We start from the raw sequence: 18273 nt of genomic DNA on the forward strand, positions 1-18273 counted from the left end.
GTCCTCTAGCGCGAGGGCTCCGCGGCGATCGTGCCGTGACCCGGCGTCTCCCGCGGCGCGCTCGGGACCTCACCCGATGGCAACTGCGCCATGGCGGTGCGGTTGCGGCCCAGCGCCTTGCCGGAATAGAGCGCGCCATCGGCCGCGATGATGAGGTCGGCGATGGTGTCCGGCCCGCTGCTCCCCGGCAGATAGGTCGCCGCCCCGACAGTGAGCGTGACGCCGATGTCGTGGGAAGCCACCTCGCGGAGCTGCGCTTCCACCAGCAGGCGCAATCGCTCGGCTATGGCATGGGCGCCTTTCGCATCGGCCCCTGGCAGAAGGATGCAGAATTCTTCGCCGCCGTAGCGCCCCGCAACGTCATTGGAGCGGATGCTCTGCGGCACGACGGCCGCAAAGCGCTTCAGCGCGAGGTCGCCCACGTCGTGGCCGAAGCGGTCGTTGACCGACTTGAAGTGGTCGAGGTCGGCGAGCAGCAGCGAGAAGGGCATGCGCCGGGCACGCGCGGACCGCAACAACTCCTCCCCGCGCTGCAGGATCGAGCGGCGATTGAGCAGGCCGGTGAGGTCGTCGAGGGAGGCGACTTTCTCGAGCACCATGTAGAGACTGCCGAAGGTCCAGCAGATGGCAAGGCCAAGGCCGAGGATGGCGATCAGCACTTCCACGGGGCCATCGCCCGGCAGCGGAACGATGCCGAACTGCACCCCCAAGCCCCGCAGCGTGTAGCCGATGGCCAGAACCATCAACACCAAGGCCGATGCGACGCGGGAGATGATCGGTCCCCCGCCGGGCGTCTGCAGCAGGGCGCGTCCCGCTGTCGCAGTCCAGCAACCGACCAGGACCGAAGTGATGGTCACGCGATCAGCGAGGTTGTTGCCGCTCCACAGCGACAGGCCGAGGAGGCCCGTTCCCAGCGCTGTCACCACCGCCACCGCGGCCAGCCTCGGCGTGCGCTCATCAAGCGTGCGAATTCCGCTGTAGATGAGCCCCATGCCGATGAGGATGCAGCCATTGCCGACCAGTACGCTCGCCGGAAGGCCGATGTCGATGCGCGCGGCAAGGAAAACGCAGCCGGTCGTGAGGAACAGGTTGGCGAGCGACCAGACGAACAGGCAGGACTGCCGCAATCGCCATCCCGCCAGAAGTTGAAGGCCAGCCAGCAGCAGGCCCACCACGGCCGAGACCGACAGCACAGTCTGGACCTGAAAATCCATGTCTGGGGCCGCTCCGGGGGGCGTTGAACCACACGCGGGGAGAAAAATAGGTTGTATGCGCCAATAGCGTGTAGTCGACGTGCGCACAAGTCGGTCGTCCTACTATTGTACGGCGTAATTTTGTTTCCGATGGCTGACTTTGTTTCCACAGATTGCCGAGGAGTGCCCGCGGCCGGTGAATACGGCACAGGCGTCTCTTGGCCGTGCTTTCGGGGCGCCCGGCCTTCGCTATGATGCGACCGCGCATGGGCCGGCGGCGCTGTGCCGTGCGCGAAAAGTGCCAGCGAGGACAATATGGCCGATCCGACCCTTCCCCGCCCTGTCGACCGCGCGCTGGATCCGGGCTTCCGCCACGGCCAGTCCACCGAGCCGAACTATTCGGGTGTCACGTCCTTCCTGCGCCGTCGCTATGCCCGTGACGGCGGGGGAGCAGAGGTGGTGGTGTGGGGCGTGCCGCTCGATGTGGCGGTGTCGAACCGGCCCGGCACCCGCTTCGGGCCGCGCGCCCTCCGTGCCGCGTCCTCCATCCTCGACGGCGATCCCTTCTATCCCTTCGGCTTCGACCCGTTCGAGACGCTGGATGTCGCGGATGGCGGCGACTGCGTGTTCGACTACGGCCTGCCGGCGGGCATCCCCGGCGCCATCGCCGCTCAAGCTGCCGCGCACTACGCCCGCGGCAGCCACCTCGTGACCCTCGGCGGCGACCATTTCCTGACCTACCCCATCCTGCGGGCGCTGACGGCGCGGCTCGGGCAGCCGGTGGCGCTGGTGCAGTTCGATGCCCATCAGGACACATGGGACGACAACGGGGACCGCGTGGACCACGGCACCATGATCACCCGCGCCGTGAAGGACGGCCTGATCAGGGTGGACCGCTCGATCCAGGTGGGCATCCGGACCCATGCGCCCCGCAGCTACGGCATCGAGATCGTGCATGGCAACGTGGCCGGCGAAATGGGCCCCGCCGCTCTGGCCCGGCATATCTGTGATCGGGTGGGTGACGCGCCGGTCTATGTCAGCTTCGACATCGATGCCCTCGACCCCGCCTTTGCGCCCGGCACCGGGACGCCGGTGTGTGGCGGTCTCTCCACCCGTGAGGTGATGGCCTGCCTCAGGCGCCTCGGTGCGCTCGACCTCAAGGGGTTCGACGTGGTGGAGGTATCCCCGCCTTACGACCATGCGGAGATCACGGCGCTCGCCGGTGCGACGCTGGCTTCGCTCTATCTGTGTCTGCTGGCCGAGCGCAAGGAGGGGGGGCGCTCGCCGGCGCTGTAGCTCCGTCCCGCGGGGGGGGGGGCTTGTACCCTTTTGCGGGCGGACGGGATAAGGGAGGGCGCTCAGCGCACACAGGCTGGATTCGGGAAGGCAAGAGATGGGAAAGCGGCCAGGCATCTCGGCCTATATTCTCCCCGCCCTGGGGTTGCTGCTCGCTCTCGTCTTCCTGCTGTGGCCCGACGTTGGACCGGGGACACCGGGCGTGCTGCCGGGCGTGCTCGCGGCTGGCTCGGTAGCGCTTCTGTGCGGCTCCGCCTTCTCGGCGGTCGGGCACGCCGACGTGGTGGCGGCCCGGCTGGGGCAGCCATGGGGCACGCTGCTCCTCACCCTGTCCGTGACCATCATCGAGGTGTCGGTGATGGCATCCATGATGCTCAACGGCGAAAACAACCCGACGCTTGCCCGCGAGTCCGTGCTGTCGGTGCTGATGATCGTGAACGCCGGAATCGTCGGCCTGTGTCTCCTGCTCGGCAGCATCCGGCACCGCGAGCAGACGATCCAGCAACAGGGCGCGTCGGGCTATCTGTCTGCCATCATCGCGCTCGGCGTGATGCTGCTGATCCTGCCCAACGAGACGCACGCAGGGGCGACAGGCGCCTTCTCGCTGTTTCAGCTCGTCTACATGTCGCTGATCGCTATCGCGCTCTATGCCGCCTTTCTCTACATGCAGACGGTGCGCTATCGGGAACATTTCGCCGGGCAGGCGGAAGGCCACGGCGAACCGGTGCCGGGCCTCTCCGCTTTCCTGCTCGCCATCGGCATGCTGCTGGCAAGTCTCGCCGCGGTGGTGGCGCTCTCCGGCCAGGTCGCCGCAACCTTCGAGGATTTCCTGGCGCAGTTCTCGCTGGAAGATCCTGACGCCGTGACCGGCGCGCTGGTCGCGACGCTGATCCTCCTTCCGGAATGCATCAGCGCGGTACGCGCCGCCGCCCGCAATCATCTGCAGCACTCGCTCAACATCGCGCTCGGCTCGGCGCTCGCCACGGTGTCGCTGACCATCCCGGCCATGGCGTTCATCAGCGTCATGATCGGACGCTCCATGGTGCTCGGCCTCGACAACGAGGACCGCACCATGCTGCTGCTCACTTTCGTCCTTTCCGTGCTCTCCTTCGGCACCGGAAAGACCAATGCGCTCAATGGGGTAATCCACCTCATCGTGTTCTGCGTCTATGTGATGCTGCTGTTCGCCCCCTAAAGAGCCGGTCGGTGGCTGTCCGGCGGTGGACATCGGGCGGGGCGAGTGGCATGTTCCGCGCGACTTGAACGAGGCGCGGGCCGTGAAGAATTTTCTGCTCTACATCTTCACCTGGTGGAACAAGCAGACCGTCGGCACCATGTGGTGGACGAAGCGCTTCGGCGAGCTCGTGGGCGAAGACGAGTTCGGCAATCGCTACTATCGCACCAAGGGCGGCAAGATCGACCCGACGCTGGGTTTCGAGCGCCGCTGGGTCATCTATCCCGGCTATGCCGAGGCCTCGACGATTCCTCCGGGCTGGTGGGGCTGGATGCACCATCGGGTGGATACGCCGCCGGTGGATGAGACCTATACCGCCCGCTCCTGGCAGAAGCCGCACCGCCGCAACATGACCGGCACGCCCGGCGCCTACCGTCCCAAGGGCTCGGTGCTGGCCGGTGGCCTGCGTCCCCGCGTCACCGGCGACTACAAGGCTTGGACGCCCGGCGAATAGGCCGGCGCCTCGGCGTCCCGCGGTACTTCTGCACGGTCTCCTTTCTGTGAAGGCTCCTCCGGGCGCCGCCTTGCCACCGCCCGATTCAGGCGGTCAGAAGGGGAGAAGGGCCGGCCCGCTTCCCGGCGTTGCCGCCTTCATTCCACGGGTTCACAGACTGATGCGCTTCCTCTGCTCCGTTTCGCTGCTGGCCGCCGGCCTGATCGCCGCCGCGATGCCTCAGGCGCTGGCGCAGAGCCGCGGCACCATCGAGCAGACCCCGCTGCCGCCGCCCGGAACCATTCCCAACCAGCGTCCGCTGCCTCAGGTGCCCAACAGCGTTCCGGTGATCGCGGCCCCGCCCGCGGCGCCCGCGCAGCGACCGGCGGCCCCCGCCGCGATCCAGCGCGGTCCAGCGCCCCCGCCGCCTCCGGCCGCTGCCCAGCAGCCTCCCGCAGGCATGCAGCCCGCGCCTCCCGGGGATGAGGGGGACGTGGTGGTGGTGCAGCCGCCGACTCAGAAGATCGCCAACGCCTATGCGGTCTATGCCGGCCTCGACAAGATCACCGGGCGCATCACCTCATTCGATATCGCCATCGGCGAGACGGCCCAGTTCGGTGCGCTCCAGGTGACACCGCGCGTCTGCTACACGCGTCCCGCCACCGAGACGCAGAACACCACCTCCTTCACCGAGGTGAACGAGGTGACATTGCAGGGGCAGGCCAAGCGCATCTTCACCGGCTGGATGTTCGCGGCGAGCCCGGGCCTGCACGCGGTGGAGCACCCGATCTATGACGTCTGGCTGATCGGCTGCAAGGCGGCCTCGCCCGTCACCGCCCGGGGCCAGCAGTAGAAATCGCCCTCCACCTCGAGGGCGTTCTCCAGCAGCTTGTGATAGTGCCGCCGCGTCACCTCGAGCGCCCCGAAGGTCTTGAGGTGGCTGGTGACGAATTGCGTATCGAGCAGCCGGAAGCCGCCGGCGATCAGCCGCCCCACCAGATGCACCAGAGCCACCTTGGAGGCGTCCCGCTCGCGGTGGAACATGCTCTCGCCGAAGAACGCGCCGCCCAGCCGCACGCCGTAGAGGCCGCCCACAAGTTTCCCGTCGTGCCAAGCTTCCACCGTGTGGCAGCGACCGCGGGCGAACAATTCGCCATAGAGGCGGCGGATGGGATCGTTGATCCAGGTCTTGTCGCGACCTTCCTGCGGCTCGGCGCAGCCGTCGATGACCGCCTCGAAATCGCTGTCCACGCGCACCTCGAACTTGTCCGCGCGCACCGTTCGGGCGAGGCGGGAGGAGACGTGGAAGGCGTCGAGGGGGATGATGCCGCGCCGCTCGGGCTCGATCCAGTAGAGGCCGGGATCATCGGCGCTCTCGGCCATCGGGAAGATGCCGCAGGCATAGGCCTTCAGCAGCACATCGGGCGTGATCTCGACGATCTGTTCGTTCGGCCGGCTCATGACGGGTCATCCTACCAGCAAATCGAGCGGCCGTGTGGCGCGGCGGCGTGCCGGCGGTCTCCCTGGGCACCCGCGACCCATTGACGCGCGCGGCGCGCAAGCGGGTCGGCGACGTCACCCCCGCTTGAGGAAGTCGCCGATGCGCCGCACCGCCTCCGCCATGTCCGGCCCCGAGCCGGCATAGGAGAAGCGCAGGAACTGGCGGCCGTGGAACGGGTCGAAATCCACGCCGGGGGTCGCCGCCACATGGGCGGCATCGAGCAGGCTACGGGCAAAGGCCGCCGAATCGTCGGTGAAGTCGGAGACGTCGGCATAGAGGTAGAAGGCGCCATCCGCTGGCAGGAAGCGGCCGAGACCGGCAGCGGGCAGCCCCTCGGTGAGAATGCGGCGGTTCTCCACATAGGTCGCCTTCACCTGATCCATCTCGGCGCGGCCCTCGAAGGCGGCGTCGGCGGCGATCTGCGACAGGGTCGGCACGGAAATGGAGAAGTTCTGCTGCAGCCGTTCCATGGTGCGCGAGACGCCGGGCGGCACCACCATCCAGCCGACGCGCCAGCCGGTCATGCAGAAGTATTTGGAGAAGGAGTTGATGACGGTGAGGTCCTCGCCGATCTCCACCGCGCTCACGGCCGGGAAGGCATAGTCGAGGCCGTGATAGATTTCGTCGGAGACGAAGGCGAGGCCGAGGTCGCGGGCGCAGGCATGGAGCGCCGTCAGGGCAGCCCGGTCCATCATGGTGCCGGTGGGATTGGCGGGGCTCGCCACCAGAACGCCCTTGAGCGGCGCGGCGCGATGCGCCTCCAGGAGGCGCTCGGGGGTGAGGGCGTGGCGGTCCTCGGCGCGGGTCTCGATCAGCACCGGCTCGCAGCCGAGCGCGGACAGGACATGACGATAGGGCGGGTAGCCCGGTGCGGCGATGGCGACGCGATCCCCCGGCTCGAACAGCGCGAGAAAGGCGAGGATGAAGCCGCCGGACGACCCGTTGGTCACGACGATCCGCTCCGGATCGACAGAGATGCCGTGCTGCTCCTCGTAATGGCGGGCGATGCGCGCGCGAAGGGCAGGGATGCCGAGGGCGGCGGTATAGCCCACCTGTCCGGCCGCAAGCGCCGCCGCGGCCGCCTGCCGGGCCACGAGCGGGGCGGGGGCCGCCGGCTGGCCCACCTCCAGATGGATCACATGCCCGCCCTGCGCCTCGATCCGGGCGGCGTGCTCCATCACGTCCATGACGATGAAGGGCTCGACGGCGCTGCGCCGGGAGAGAAGAGGGAGACCGTTCCGCATAGTCGAATTTCCGTTGCGCTCGTGCGGCGTGCGCCGCGCAGATGCCCGCGTTGCCGTGCTGCCGCCTTATTCTGCCTGTCCCTGAGGCGGGTTCGCCCCAACGTGAAGGCCAGCGGATTGACCTTGGCATCTGCCAAAGCCAGTGTCCGGCAGTCTCGTAGCCTGTGCCCCGGAGCGAGCCAAGGCGGATATTGCTGTGGTCCCTGCGTGAATGGCGGCTTGCGTGGTGGTTGACGGAATGGATCGAACCCGAGCGGATGTGCGGATCGGAACTGGAAAGCGTGCCCGGCACGGGCTTCGTGCCGCCGGACGCATGCTTTGCCTCGCCGCTGCGACCGCTCTGCCGTTCCAGGCGACATGGATGGGCGCTGCCCAGGCGCAGGAGCAGGCGCCCCGCTCGGCGCCGCAGACCATTCAGGACACCGAAATCGAGGCACTGCTGAAGGACTACACCCGTCCGATCCTGAAGGCCGCAGGCCTCGCTCAGCAGAATGTGGAGGTGGTGCTCATCTCCAGCCGCGCCTTCAATGCCTTCGTGGCGGATGGCCGGCGCATTTTCGTGAACACGGGCGCCCTCGTAGATTCGGTGACGCCGAACCAGATCATCGGCGTGCTCGCCCACGAGACCGGCCATATCGCCGGCGGCCACCTCGCCCGCATGCGCGAGCAGCTGGCGGGCGCCCAGACCATGGCCATCGTCGCCATGCTTCTGGCCGCGGGCGGTGTCGCGGCCGGCGCGGCGAGCGGCATGAACGGCCGGGACGTGGGCAATGTGGGCGCGGCCGCGATATCAGCACCGCAGGAGATGATCCGCCGCTCGCTGCTCTCCTACCAGCGCGGCGAGGAGGCGGCTGCCGATCGGTCGGCGGTGAAGTATCTCAACGCCACCGGTCAGTCGTCCAAGGGCATGCTGGAAACGTTCGAGCGCTTTCAGAACGACCAGCTCTTCATCAGCCAGCGGATCGATCCCTACGTCCTGAGCCACCCGATGGCCCGCGAGCGTATCGGCGCGCTGGAACAGCTCGCCAAGTCCAGCCCCTACTACAACGTCAAGGACCCGCCGGCCCTGCAGGCGCGCCACGACATGATGCGGGCGAAGCTCATCGGCTTCATGGAGCGGCCTGAGGCCGTGGTGCGGCGCTACCCGCCGTCAGATACCTCCATGGCAGCGCAGTATGCGCGCGCCATCTCGGCCTACCGTTTTGGTAACGTCGATTCGTCCATCCGTCAGATCGATGCGCTGATCGCCAAGGAACCATCGAATCCCTATTTTCAGGAGCTGAAAGGCCAGGCGCTGCTGGAGGCGGGACGGGCGGGCGATGCGGTCGGTCCGCTGCGCAAGGCCGTGCAGATGACCAACGGCGCACCGCTCATCCGGGCGATGCTGGGGCAGGCGCTCGTGCAGTCGGGCAATCAGGCGAACACCCAGGAGGCGATCCGGGAGCTGATCCAGGCGACGCAGCGCGATCCCAATTCGCCCTCGGCTTGGCGGTCCCTCGCGCTCGCCTACGGTCGCACCGGCGACATTGCCAATGCAGACCTGGCCTCGGCGCAGTCCTATTTCGCGTCCGGTGACTTCAAGCTCGGCCGGGAACTCGCGGCCCGCGCCCGGACGAAGTTTCCGCAGGGGTCGCCCGGCTGGCTCAAGGCCGACGATCTCGTGAATTTCAAACCGCCCGCATCTGCCGCAAACCAGCGCTGATGCCCAAAGACAGCTTTTCACCCAAGGAGCCCCGCATGTTCTCCCCCACGGGCCTGGCCCGCACCGGTTTCCGGCACCTCGCCGCCCGCCTCTCTGCGCTGGCGTTGGCTGCCGTGCCGGCCTTCTTCCTCGCCGCCAGCCCGGCCGCGGCCTTCACGGACGAGGAGAAGAAGGAACTCGGCGGCATCATCCGCGAGTATCTGATCCAGAATCCGGAAGTCCTCCAGGAGGCCATCTCCGTGCTGGAAAGCCGGCAGATGGTGGCCGATGCGACCCAGCGCAGCAAGGCGGTCGCCGAACTGAAGCCGCTCCTCCTGTCCAGCCCGCGCGGCATCGTCGCCGGCAACCCGCAGGGTGACGTCACGCTGGTTGAGTTCTTCGACTACAATTGCGGCTATTGCAAAAAGGCGCTGTCGGACCTTCAGGACCTCATCAAGCAGGATCCGAAGCTTCGCGTGGTGCTGAAGGAATTCCCGGTCCTCGGCCAGGGCTCGGTGGAGGCGGCGCAGGTGGCCGTGGCCGTGCGCATGGTTGCCCCCGAGAAGTACATGGCCTTCCATCAGGCCCTGCTCGGCGGCCGTGGTCAGGCCGATCGCGCCAAGGCGCTGGCGGCGGCCAAGGAGGTCGGCATCGACCCCGCGCTGATCCAGAAGCAGTCCACCTCGCCCGAGCTGAACGCGACCCTCGACGAGAGCATGAAGATCGCCGAGGCGCTGTCGCTGAACGGCACGCCGTCCTATGTGGTCGGCGATCAGGTGGTGATCGGTGCCGTCGGCTTCGACAAGCTGAAGGCCGCCATCGCCACCGCCCGCAGCAAGCAGCCGGCGGCGAAATAAGAGGGGCAACCCGCCCGATGCCCGCGGACTTGGTCTAGCCTTCACATGGCAGACCGTCCCGCGGGCGCTCTTTCCATCGGGCGCGCGCACCCCTATAAGGCTGCGACCCGGCCGACAGGAGGCCGGTGGCAGATCACGCACGGATGACAGACACTGTCCACGTCCTGAACGGGCCCAACCTCAACCTGCTCGGAACCCGCGAGCCCGGCATCTATGGCGCGGCGACGCTTGCCGATGTCGAGGCGCTGTGCCGGGCCGAGGGCGAGGCGCTGGGCTTCGACATCGTCTTCCGCCAGACCAATTCGGAAGGCGCGCTGGTGGATTTCATCCAGGCGGCCCGTGGAGCGCGGGGGATCGTCCTCAATGCCGCTGCCTACACCCACACCTCCGTCGCGCTGCGCGACGCGGTGTCCGCGGTGGGGGTGCCGACCATTGAGGTCCATCTGTCCAACGTGTTCGCGCGGGAAGACTTCCGCCACCATTCCTACCTGTCGCCCGTCGTCCGCGGAGTGATCTGCGGCTTCGGACCCCAGAGCTATGTGCTGGGCCTGCGCGCCATCGCCGGCCTGCCGCAGACCCCTTAGATCCCCCAACGCCCTCGCGCGGCCCGACGGCCAGCCAGAGCCAGGAACATCATGAAGCCCTCCAACCCTCCCATCGACACCGCCATCGTCAAGGAGATCGCCGATCTCCTCTCGGGCAGCGACCTGACCGAGATCGAGGTGGAGCACGAGGGCCTGCGCATCCGCGTGGTGCGCGCGCCCGCCTCGGTTACCATCGCCCAGGGTGCCCCCTACGCGGCGCCCTATCCGGCTGGCGCGCCCGTCGCGGCGGTTGCCCCGGTTGTTGCGGCCGAGGCCCCGGCGGACCTCTCCAAGCATCCGGGCGTCGTTGCCTCCCCCATGGTGGGCACCGCCTATCTCGCCGCCGAGCCCGGTGCCCCCCCCTTCATCGAGGTGGGCACCAGCGTGCGCGAGGGGCAGACCGTGCTCATCGTCGAGGCGATGAAGACCATGAACGCCATTCCCGCGCCGCGGTCCGGGACCGTCACGCGCATCCTCGTGGGCAACGCGCAGCCGGTGGAATACGGCGAGCCCCTGCTCATCATCGAATGAGCGCGCCCGCGAGGCACGCACACACCGGCAGGCACCCACGAGGCAGGCACCCAAAAGGTACGCACCGCTGATGTTCAGAAAAATCCTCATCGCCAACCGCGGCGAGATCGCGCTGCGCATCCTGCGCGCCTGCAAGGAGCTGGGCATCGCGACGGTGGCGGTGCACTCCACCGCCGACGCCGACGCCATGCATGTGCGCCTCGCGGATGAGAGCGTGTGCATCGGCCCGCCGCCGGCCCGCGAGAGCTATCTCAACATCCCCTCGCTGCTCGCTGCCTGCGAGATCACCGGGGCGGATGCGGTGCATCCGGGCTACGGCTTCCTCGCCGAGAACGCCCGCTTCGCCGAGATCCTTGCCGATCACAACATCCACTTCATCGGCCCCAAGGCGGAGCACATCCGCATCATGGGCGACAAGATCGAGGCCAAGAAGACGGCGCAGGCCCTCGGCATCCCCGTGGTGCCCGGCTCCGATGGCGGCATCCATTCGGACGAGGAAGCCCACCGCGTCGCGGCCGAGATCGGCTTCCCGGTTCTGGTGAAGGCGGCTGCCGGCGGCGGCGGGCGCGGCATGAAGGTGGCGATGACCGCCGACGACCTGTCGCAGGCCCTCTCCACGGCCCGCACGGAGGCCAAGGCGGCCTTCGGCGACGATGCCGTCTACCTGGAAAAGTACCTCTCCACCCCGCGTCACATCGAGGTGCAGGTGCTGGGCGACGGCAAGGGCCACGCCATCCATCTCGGCGAGCGCGACTGCTCGCTCCAGCGCCGCCATCAGAAGGTGTGGGAAGAAGCGCCGTCCCCGGTCATCACCGCCGCCCAGCGGGCCGAGATCGGCGAGACCTGCGCCGCGGCCATGCGCAAGCTCGGCTATATCGGCGTCGGCACCATCGAGTTCCTGTACGAGAACGGGAACTTCTACTTCATCGAGATGAACACCCGCATCCAGGTGGAGCATCCGGTGACGGAGATGGTCACGGGCATCGATCTCATCAACGAGCAGATCCGCGTCGCCGCGGGCGAGCCGCTGACCCTGACGCAGAAGGATGTGGTGATCGAGGGCCATGCCATCGAGTGCCGCGTGAACGCGGAACACCCGACCACCTTCCGCCCGTCGCCCGGCAAGATCACGCACTATCACGTGCCCGGCGGCCTCGGCATCCGCGTCGATTCCAACGCCTATCAGGGCTATGTCATTCCCCCCACCTACGACAGCCTCGTGGGCAAGCTCATCGTTCACGGCAAGACGCGGGACGAGTGCCTGCGCCGCCTGCGCCGTGCGCTGGACGAGTTCGTGGTGGACGGCATCGACACGACGCTGCCGCTGTTCCGCACGCTGGTGCGCACCCGCGACGTCGCCGAGGGCCAGTACGACATCCACTGGCTGGAGCACTTCCTCGCCGAGGGCGAAGGCAAGAACATCGTCTGAGGCAAGGCGAACAGAGCCTCAGCAGACGAAAAAGCCCGGCTAAGCGCCGGGCTTTTGCTTTTAGACAGGCGCGTCCGGGTCAGGCGAACTTGGCCGCCCGCTTGAGCTGGGAAGCCGCCCTCGCGAGTTCCCTCACCTTGTCGAAGTTGCCGGCGCGGATGGCGTCGGTCGGCACCACCCAGGAGCCGCCCACCGCCACCACGTTGGGCAGGGCCAGATAGTCGCCCGCGTTCGCCGGGCCGATACCACCGGTCGGGCAGAAGCGCAGGTGGGGCAGGGGGCCGGCGATGGACTTGAGGAAGGCCGCGCCGCCCGATGCCTCCGCCGGGAAGAACTTCAGCACCTCGAAGCCCAATTCCGCCAGCCGCATGGCCTCGGAGGCCGTGGCGCAGCCGGCCATGACCGGGATTGGCGCCTCGGTGAAGGCGGCGGCAAGTTCCGGCGTCGTGCCGGGGCTGACGAGGAAGGTGGCGCCGGCCTTGATTGTCGCCTCGATCTGCGCGCGATTGGTGACGGTTCCGGCGCCGGCAATGGCGCCCTCCACCTCGGCCGCGATCAGACGCAGGGCTTCCATCGCCACCGGCGTGCGCAGCGTCACTTCGATCAGCGGCAGGCCGCCTTCCACCAGCGCACGGGCGAGGGGAACGGCGTCTTCCAGGCGTTCGATGACCACGACCGGCACCACCGGGGCCTTGGCGACGAAGGGAAGGGGGCTCGGAAGGCTCATGAGGTATCTCCGTTAAATCGTTTGAAGCGCAGTCCTGCCGTCGTGTCGAGCCCCAATCGCTCCGGTCATCCCACGTCGAAGGTCACGCCTTGGGCGAGCGGCAGGCGGTCGCCGTAATTGATGGTGTTGGTGGCGCGGCGCATGTAGGCCTTCCAGCTGTCGGAGCCCGCCTCGCGCCCGCCGCCGGTCTCCTTCTCGCCGCCGAACGCGCCACCGATCTCGGCGCCGGAGGGGCCGATGTTCACATTGGCGATGCCGCAATCGGAGCCTGCCGCAGAGAGGAACCGCTCCGCCTCCCGCAGGTCGGTGGTGAAGATGGCGGAGGCAAGGCCCTGCGGCACCTCGTTGTTGAGGCGGATGGCGTCGGCGAGGTCCGAATAGCGCAGCACGTAGAGGATGGGCGCGAAGGTCTCCGCCGCCACACTGTCCGTCTGGGCGGGCATCTCCACCAGCGCCGGACGGACATAGTAGGCATCGAGGGCGAACTCGGCCCCGAGCCGCTCGCCGCCAATCACGGTGCCGCCAGCGGCGCGCGCCGCCTCCAGCGCCACCTGCATGGCCTCGAACGCGCCGGCATCGATGAGCGGACCCACCAGCGTGCCCTCCTCGCGCGGATCGCCGACGCTCACGGAGGCATAGGCCGACTTCAGGCGGGGCAGCAGCGCGTCGTAGACGCTATCGTGCACCATCAGCCGGCGCAGGGTGGTGCAGCGCTGGCCGGCCGTGCCCATGGCTGCGAACGCGACGGCGCGCAGTGTCAGATCGAGGTCGGCCGAGGGGCAGACGATGGCGGCATTGTTGCCGCCCAGCTCCAGGATCGACCGGCCGAAGCGCTGCGCCACCCGTGGCCCCACATGGCGGCCCATGGCGGTGGAGCCGGTGGCGGAGATGACCGGCACCCGCGCATCGTCCACCAGTGCTTCGCCGGCGGCGCGGCCGCCTAGCACCAGCGTCGAAAGTCCTTCCGGCACGCCGCCGAAGCGGGCGGCGGCACGGGCGAAGATGGCGTCCACGGCGAGGGCGGTGAGCGGCGTCTTCTCAGACGGCTTCCACACGACGGAATTGCCGCACACGAGGGCCAGCGCGGCATTCCACGCCCACACCGCAACAGGAAAGTTGAAGGCGGAGATGACGCCGACCACCCCCATGGGGTGCCACGTCTCCATCATCCTGTGGTCCGGCCGCTCGGTGGCGATGGTGAGGCCGTGGAGCTGGCGGGAGAGGCCGACGGCGAAATCGCAGATGTCGATCATCTCCTGCACCTCGCCGAGGCCCTCGGAAGTGATCTTGCCTGCCTCCAGCGTCACCAGCGCCGCAAGGTCGGCCTTGGCGGCGCGCAGCTCCTCGCCGAACAGGCGCACGAGTTCGCCGCGCCGCGGCGCCGGCACCATGCGCCATTGGAGGAAGGCTTCATGGGCGCGGCCGATGGCGTCCTGAACCGCTGGGGCGTCCATCTCCGTGATGCGGGCGATGGCTTCTCCGGTCAACGGCGTCACCGCCTCGCGTCCGCCCTTGAGGCGGTCATCCGGGATGCCGAGGCGCGCCAGCAGGGCATCTGCATCCGCTTCGATCTCGCCGGTGCCGGGAAAGCGCGCCATGGTCGTCTCCTCGTTCTGATTTGCCTTGTTCTAGCCGTCCTCTCGGCCGGCGGGAACCATTGGGCGCGGCCGGGGGTTCTAGCCGAGGGGGCGAGGCGCGCGTCGAGGCGCGCCCTTCAACTTGCGCGGAGGAACCAAAATGCCCCACGCCACCAACCCCGAATCCATCGGCACCGATCCCGCTCATGCGGCCACCGCCCTGCAGGGCCTCTCCGACACCGAACGCGACCGCATCCGCTGGCGCGCCCATGCGCTCTGGCGGGAGGACGGCTGCCCCCAAGGCCGCGACCGGGAATACTGGGAGCGGGCGGAGCTGGAAATTCTGAAAGGCCGGCGCTCCTACTGACGGAGGCTTTTTATGCCAGCAAAATCAAAGGCCCAGCAGATGGCGGCGGGCGCCGCCCTCTCCGCCAAGCGGGGCGAGCGCAAGAAATCCTCGCTCAAGGGCGCCTCCCGCGAGATGGTGGACTCCATGAGCGAGAGGGAGCTTCATGACCTCGCCGCGACCAAGCAGAAGGGCAAGCCCGCTCATGTCTCCCATGATTGAGCGATGAGCCGGCCATGGCGCCGCGGGCCTTCTGGAAGGGCTATCTGAAGCTCTCCCTCGTCACATGCCGGGTGGCCATGACTCCGGCCACCTCCGAGCGCGAGAAAGTGCGCTTCCACACCCTGAACCGGGAGACGGGCAACCGCATCGTCTCCCGCTATGTGGACGAGGTCTCCGGCAAGCCGGTTTCCGAAGACGACGAGGCGCGCGGCTACCAGACCGGCGACGACAGCTATGTCCTTGTCGAGGATGAAGAACTCGACGATGTCGCGCTGGAGACCACCCGCACCATCGATATCGAGAGCTTCGTGCCGCGGGACAGCATCGGTTGGGTGTATCTGGACAAGCCGCACTATCTCGTGCCCGACGACGAGGTGGGCACGGAAGCCTTCGCGGTGATCCGCTCCGCCATGGAAGAGACGAAGACGGCCGCGCTCTCGCGCCTTGTCATGTATCGCCGCGAGCGGGGCGTGATGCTGGAGCCGCGGGGGCGCGGGCTTATTCTGTGGACCCTGCGCTACGGCGACGAGGTGCGCCATTTCGATGGTTCACCGGAGGCCGAGGAGGCGCCGGACAAGGCGGCGCTGGGTTTGGTCAAGAAGCTGATTTCCGAGCGTACGCAAGCATTTGAGCCCGAGATGGTGCACGATCCCGTGCAGGAAGGGCTCATCGATCTCATCGCCTCCAAGCGCAAGACGCGCCCGGCGAAGAAGGCGGCCAAGGCCGCGGCGGAGGAGCCAACGGGGGGCAATGTAGTCAGCATCATGGATGCGCTGCGCCGGAGCCTTTCGGCGGAGAGGGGCAAGCGCAAATAGGGCGCGCCCCCCTCACGCGCCCGGCAGCGGCACCGCTGCGGCGCGGAAGTCTCCCCACGGGTCGTGGCCGAGATTCATAAGCCTTGCCAAGGCATTGCCCACGTTGAAGTGCTGCGGGCCGATGGCCTCGCCCAGTTCGTCCCACGCCAGCGGCATGGACACCGGCGCCCCCGGCCGAGCCCTTGTAGAATAAGGCGCCACCGCCGTCGCACCGCGCTGGTTGCGCAAATAATCGATAAGAATCCGGCCCTTGCGCTTCGCCTTGGTGATGGTGGCGACGAAACGCTCCGGGCTGTCCGCTGCCATCTCCTCCGCCATCTGCTTCGTGAAGGCCTTCAACCTGGGCCAGTCCGCCTTGGGCGAGAGCGGTGCGCAGACGTGCAGGCCCTTGCCGCCGGAGGTTTTCACGAAGGCGGAAAGACCTTTTTTCTCAAGTCTTTGCTTTACTTCACCAGCGGCTGCGATCACGTCCCGCCACGGCACGTCGTCCCCCGGATCAAGATCCATGGTGAGGAGGTCGGGCCGCTCCCAGTCCGCCAGCGTGGCGCCGAAAGGGTGGATCTCCAGGGCCGCACCCTGGACCAGGGCGGTCAGGCCGTCGAGGTCGCGGATGGCGAGGTAGGGGGCTTCGTCCTTCGCCTTGGGATCGGCGACCTGAAGGATGTTCTTGTCCAGTCCCTTCCACGGGTGCTTCTGGAAAAAGCGTTGACCGTCAATGCCTTCCGGGCAACGCACCAGCGCGAGCGGGCGGCCGGTGACGAAGGGGGCCATATGGCGCCAGACCTGCGCGTAGTAGTCCGCCAGCCCCTCCTTGGTGAGGCCGACATCCGGCCAGTAGACCCGGTCCGGATGGGTAAGGCGCACCCGGCGCTTCAGCGGGGGTGGATCTGAAGTCGTTGTTTTAGAAGGGCTTTCCCGCACGATCTCGCTCGCCGGCTTGTCCTCCCGGAGGCCGCGGAAGGCGGCGTGGCGCAGGTGGCCGTCGCCGGTCCAGGCGCCGAACTCCACCTCCGCCACATGGAGCGGTTCGACGAAGGTGATGCCCCGCGCCTCGTCGGCGGTGAGCTTGCCGGAGAAGGGGGAAACATCAGTCTTTTCAGAGGCTAAGAGCTTGTGGAGATCAGCCGCGACCCGCTGGGTGAAGCCGGTTCCGACCCGCCCCACGTAGCGCAGCTTGCCGTCCTCGAACACCCCGAGCACCAGCGAGCCGATGGCGGTGCGCGAGGTGGTGGAGGGGACGAAGCCACCCACCACAAATTCCTGTCGTTCCAGACACTTGGACTTGATCCAGTCGCGCGTCCGGCCGCTGTGGTAGGGGGCGTTTTTGAGCTTGGAGACCACCCCTTCCAGGCTCAGGCGGCAGGCGTGGGAGAGGACGAGGGCGCCGTCGTCTTCGAAATGCGCGCTGTAGCGCACCTTGTCCCCATTCTGTCCCACCAGCTTTTCCAGCAAGTCCTTGCGATCCTTGAGGGGAAGGGGTGTCAGGTCGTGGCCGTCGAGGTGGAGTAGATCGAAGACGTAATAGACGAAGCGGTCGCTCCGCCCCTCCGAAAGGTCGGCCTGAAGGGCGGAGAAATCGCTCGCGCCATTGCCGGATTCCACGACGATTTCACCGTCGAAAAGCGCGGTTCGGATGGGGAATCGGTGGAGTTCGGCAGGGATGCCGGTGCCGAATCTGTCAGTCCAGTCGAGTCCGGTGCGCGTCAGCAGCCGCACCTTGCCGTTTTCGACCCGCGCTTGGATGCGATAGCCGTCGAACTTGATCTCGTGGAGGTAGCGTGTGCCGGCCGGCGCCTTCGTCACGAGAGTGGCGAGGGCGGGGGGCACGAAGGTGGGAAGGGGGGCGGCCTTCGCCCCCTTGGGCAAGGGCAGGGGGGTGCCGCTGGTGCCCTTCGCACCATCGGGCGGGGGATCGTCGGCGGGCGGGGCGGGGGACTTCGCCGCGGGGGTTTTTCGCGCGGCCTTCTTCGAACTCGTCCCCGACTTCGAGGCGCGCTTTTTGGGCGGCGGGTCATCGGCCGAAAGGGCGTCCACGTTGCGACCGGAGACGACCGACAGCGGCTCTTCCTCCAATATGTCCGGCGCGCCGTCCGGCCGGGCGAATGCATCCTCCGCCTTGATGAGCAGCCAGTTCTCCTTCGTCTCCCCCTTGCGGGGCGCCATGCGCACCAGATGCCAGCGGCCGTGGAGCTTTTCGCCGTCGAGGGTGAATTCCATGTGGCCCTTGGCATAGGCCTTGTGCGGGTCGCCGATGGGAGTCCAGGTGCCGCGATCCCAGATGATGACGTTGCCGCCGCCATACTGGCCCTTGGGGATGGTGCCCTCGAAGCCGCCATAGTCGAGGGGATGGTCCTCCACATGCACGGCGAGGCGCTTCTCGCCGGGCACGAGGCTGGGGCCGCGGGTGACGGCCCAGCTCTTCAGCACCCCGTCCATCTCCAGCCGGAAATCATAGTGCAGCCGCCGCGCCGCATGTTTCTGGATGACGAAGGCGCCTTCCGGCCGCGCGACCTCGCCCTTCGCTTTCCGGCGACCGGTGCCGGAGGGCTCGGGGGTGGCGGCGAAGTCGCGCTTGGCGCGGTAGCGGTCAAGGTCGGCCACGG

General features: G+C 67.8%; 18 protein-coding genes. 12 read left to right on the forward strand and 6 right to left on the reverse strand.

Annotated features, from left to right (window positions below; translation table 11 throughout):
• Positions 1 to 5: 5 nt before the first annotated feature.
• The gene (locus ACE3QW_RS16990; RefSeq protein ID WP_374252715.1) at positions 6 to 1214 is read right to left on the reverse strand and encodes a diguanylate cyclase; all 1209 of its coding nucleotides are present in this window, start codon (positions 1212 to 1214) and stop codon (positions 6 to 8) included.
• 294 nt (positions 1215 to 1508) lie between these two features.
• Between ACE3QW_RS16990 and speB the strand changes: the two genes are divergently transcribed.
• The 4 genes from speB to ACE3QW_RS17010 all read left to right on the forward strand — a co-directional run bounded on the left by speB (position 1509) and on the right by ACE3QW_RS17010 (position 5009).
• On the forward strand, positions 1509 to 2489 hold the full coding sequence (gene speB, locus ACE3QW_RS16995; RefSeq protein ID WP_029557999.1) for an agmatinase: 981 nt from the start codon (positions 1509 to 1511) through the stop codon (positions 2487 to 2489).
• 97 nt (positions 2490 to 2586) lie between these two features.
• Entirely contained in the window at positions 2587 to 3684 is a 1098-nt protein-coding gene (locus ACE3QW_RS17000) for a calcium:proton antiporter (protein ID WP_029558000.1), read from the forward strand.
• Positions 3685 to 3766: 82 nt separating this feature from the next.
• Positions 3767 to 4177, forward strand: coding sequence for an NADH:ubiquinone oxidoreductase subunit NDUFA12 (locus tag ACE3QW_RS17005; RefSeq protein WP_024279594.1), 411 nt, complete (start codon positions 3767 to 3769; stop codon positions 4175 to 4177).
• Between the two features lie 160 nt (positions 4178 to 4337).
• Positions 4338 to 5009 (forward strand): DUF2155 domain-containing protein, encoded by a 672-nt coding sequence (locus tag ACE3QW_RS17010; RefSeq protein ID WP_250166621.1) that lies wholly within the window; start codon positions 4338 to 4340, stop codon positions 5007 to 5009.
• Here the strand turns inward: ACE3QW_RS17010 and aat are convergent.
• Positions 4946 to 5617, reverse strand: coding sequence for a leucyl/phenylalanyl-tRNA--protein transferase (gene aat / locus ACE3QW_RS17015; RefSeq protein ID WP_374252717.1), 672 nt, complete (start codon positions 5615 to 5617; stop codon positions 4946 to 4948). The genes ACE3QW_RS17010 and aat overlap by 64 nt on opposite strands.
• A gap of 114 nt (positions 5618 to 5731) precedes the next feature.
• Positions 5732 to 6901 (reverse strand): pyridoxal phosphate-dependent aminotransferase, encoded by a 1170-nt coding sequence (locus ACE3QW_RS17020; RefSeq protein WP_374252719.1) that lies wholly within the window; start codon positions 6899 to 6901, stop codon positions 5732 to 5734.
• A 313-nt stretch (positions 6902 to 7214) separates the two neighbouring features.
• Here ACE3QW_RS17020 and ACE3QW_RS17025 point away from each other — a divergent pair, with 313 nt between their 5' ends.
• The 5 genes from ACE3QW_RS17025 (at position 7215) to accC (ending at position 11983) form a co-directional block, all read left to right on the forward strand.
• On the forward strand, positions 7215 to 8603 hold the full coding sequence (locus ACE3QW_RS17025) for a M48 family metalloprotease (protein WP_374252721.1): 1389 nt from the start codon (positions 7215 to 7217) through the stop codon (positions 8601 to 8603).
• Positions 8604 to 8638: 35 nt separating this feature from the next.
• Positions 8639 to 9439: a DsbA family protein gene (locus tag ACE3QW_RS17030; RefSeq protein WP_374252723.1), complete on the forward strand. Its 801-nt coding sequence runs from the start codon at positions 8639 to 8641 to the stop codon at positions 9437 to 9439.
• 143 nt (positions 9440 to 9582) lie between these two features.
• Complete coding sequence (gene aroQ / locus ACE3QW_RS17035) at positions 9583 to 10023, forward strand: type II 3-dehydroquinate dehydratase (protein ID WP_024279588.1); 441 nt, start codon at positions 9583 to 9585, stop codon at positions 10021 to 10023.
• 51 nt (positions 10024 to 10074) lie between these two features.
• Positions 10075 to 10554, forward strand: coding sequence for an acetyl-CoA carboxylase biotin carboxyl carrier protein (accB, locus tag ACE3QW_RS17040; RefSeq protein ID WP_374252725.1), 480 nt, complete (start codon positions 10075 to 10077; stop codon positions 10552 to 10554).
• A 70-nt stretch (positions 10555 to 10624) separates the two neighbouring features.
• The gene (gene accC, locus ACE3QW_RS17045) at positions 10625 to 11983 is read left to right on the forward strand and encodes an acetyl-CoA carboxylase biotin carboxylase subunit (RefSeq protein ID WP_029558006.1); all 1359 of its coding nucleotides are present in this window, start codon (positions 10625 to 10627) and stop codon (positions 11981 to 11983) included.
• Between the two features lie 79 nt (positions 11984 to 12062).
• Here accC and eda read toward each other — a convergent pair whose 3' ends face one another.
• Complete coding sequence (gene eda / locus ACE3QW_RS17050; protein WP_374252727.1) at positions 12063 to 12710, reverse strand: bifunctional 4-hydroxy-2-oxoglutarate aldolase/2-dehydro-3-deoxy-phosphogluconate aldolase; 648 nt, start codon at positions 12708 to 12710, stop codon at positions 12063 to 12065.
• Positions 12711 to 12775: 65 nt separating this feature from the next.
• Positions 12776 to 14308 (reverse strand): aldehyde dehydrogenase family protein, encoded by a 1533-nt coding sequence (locus ACE3QW_RS17055; protein ID WP_374252729.1) that lies wholly within the window; start codon positions 14306 to 14308, stop codon positions 12776 to 12778.
• A gap of 139 nt (positions 14309 to 14447) precedes the next feature.
• Here ACE3QW_RS17055 and ACE3QW_RS17060 point away from each other — a divergent pair, with 139 nt between their 5' ends.
• From ACE3QW_RS17060 to ACE3QW_RS17070, 3 genes are read left to right on the forward strand one after another with little or no spacing between them, the layout of a single operon-like run.
• Positions 14448 to 14654 (forward strand): DUF2934 domain-containing protein, encoded by a 207-nt coding sequence (locus tag ACE3QW_RS17060; protein WP_374252730.1) that lies wholly within the window; start codon positions 14448 to 14450, stop codon positions 14652 to 14654.
• 12 nt (positions 14655 to 14666) lie between these two features.
• On the forward strand, positions 14667 to 14855 hold the full coding sequence (locus tag ACE3QW_RS17065) for a DUF3008 family protein (protein WP_374252732.1): 189 nt from the start codon (positions 14667 to 14669) through the stop codon (positions 14853 to 14855).
• Between the two features lie 14 nt (positions 14856 to 14869).
• Positions 14870 to 15670: a Ku protein gene (locus ACE3QW_RS17070; protein WP_374252734.1), complete on the forward strand. Its 801-nt coding sequence runs from the start codon at positions 14870 to 14872 to the stop codon at positions 15668 to 15670.
• A 12-nt stretch (positions 15671 to 15682) separates the two neighbouring features.
• Here the strand turns inward: ACE3QW_RS17070 and ligD are convergent, their stop codons facing one another.
• Positions 15683 to 18271, reverse strand: coding sequence for a DNA ligase D (gene ligD / locus ACE3QW_RS17075; protein ID WP_374252736.1), 2589 nt, complete (start codon positions 18269 to 18271; stop codon positions 15683 to 15685).
• Between the last annotated feature and the right edge of the window lie 2 nt (positions 18272 to 18273).

This window comes from Xanthobacter sp. (genome assembly GCF_041911315.1).
GTDB lineage: Bacteria > Pseudomonadota > Alphaproteobacteria > Rhizobiales > Xanthobacteraceae > Xanthobacter > Xanthobacter aminoxidans.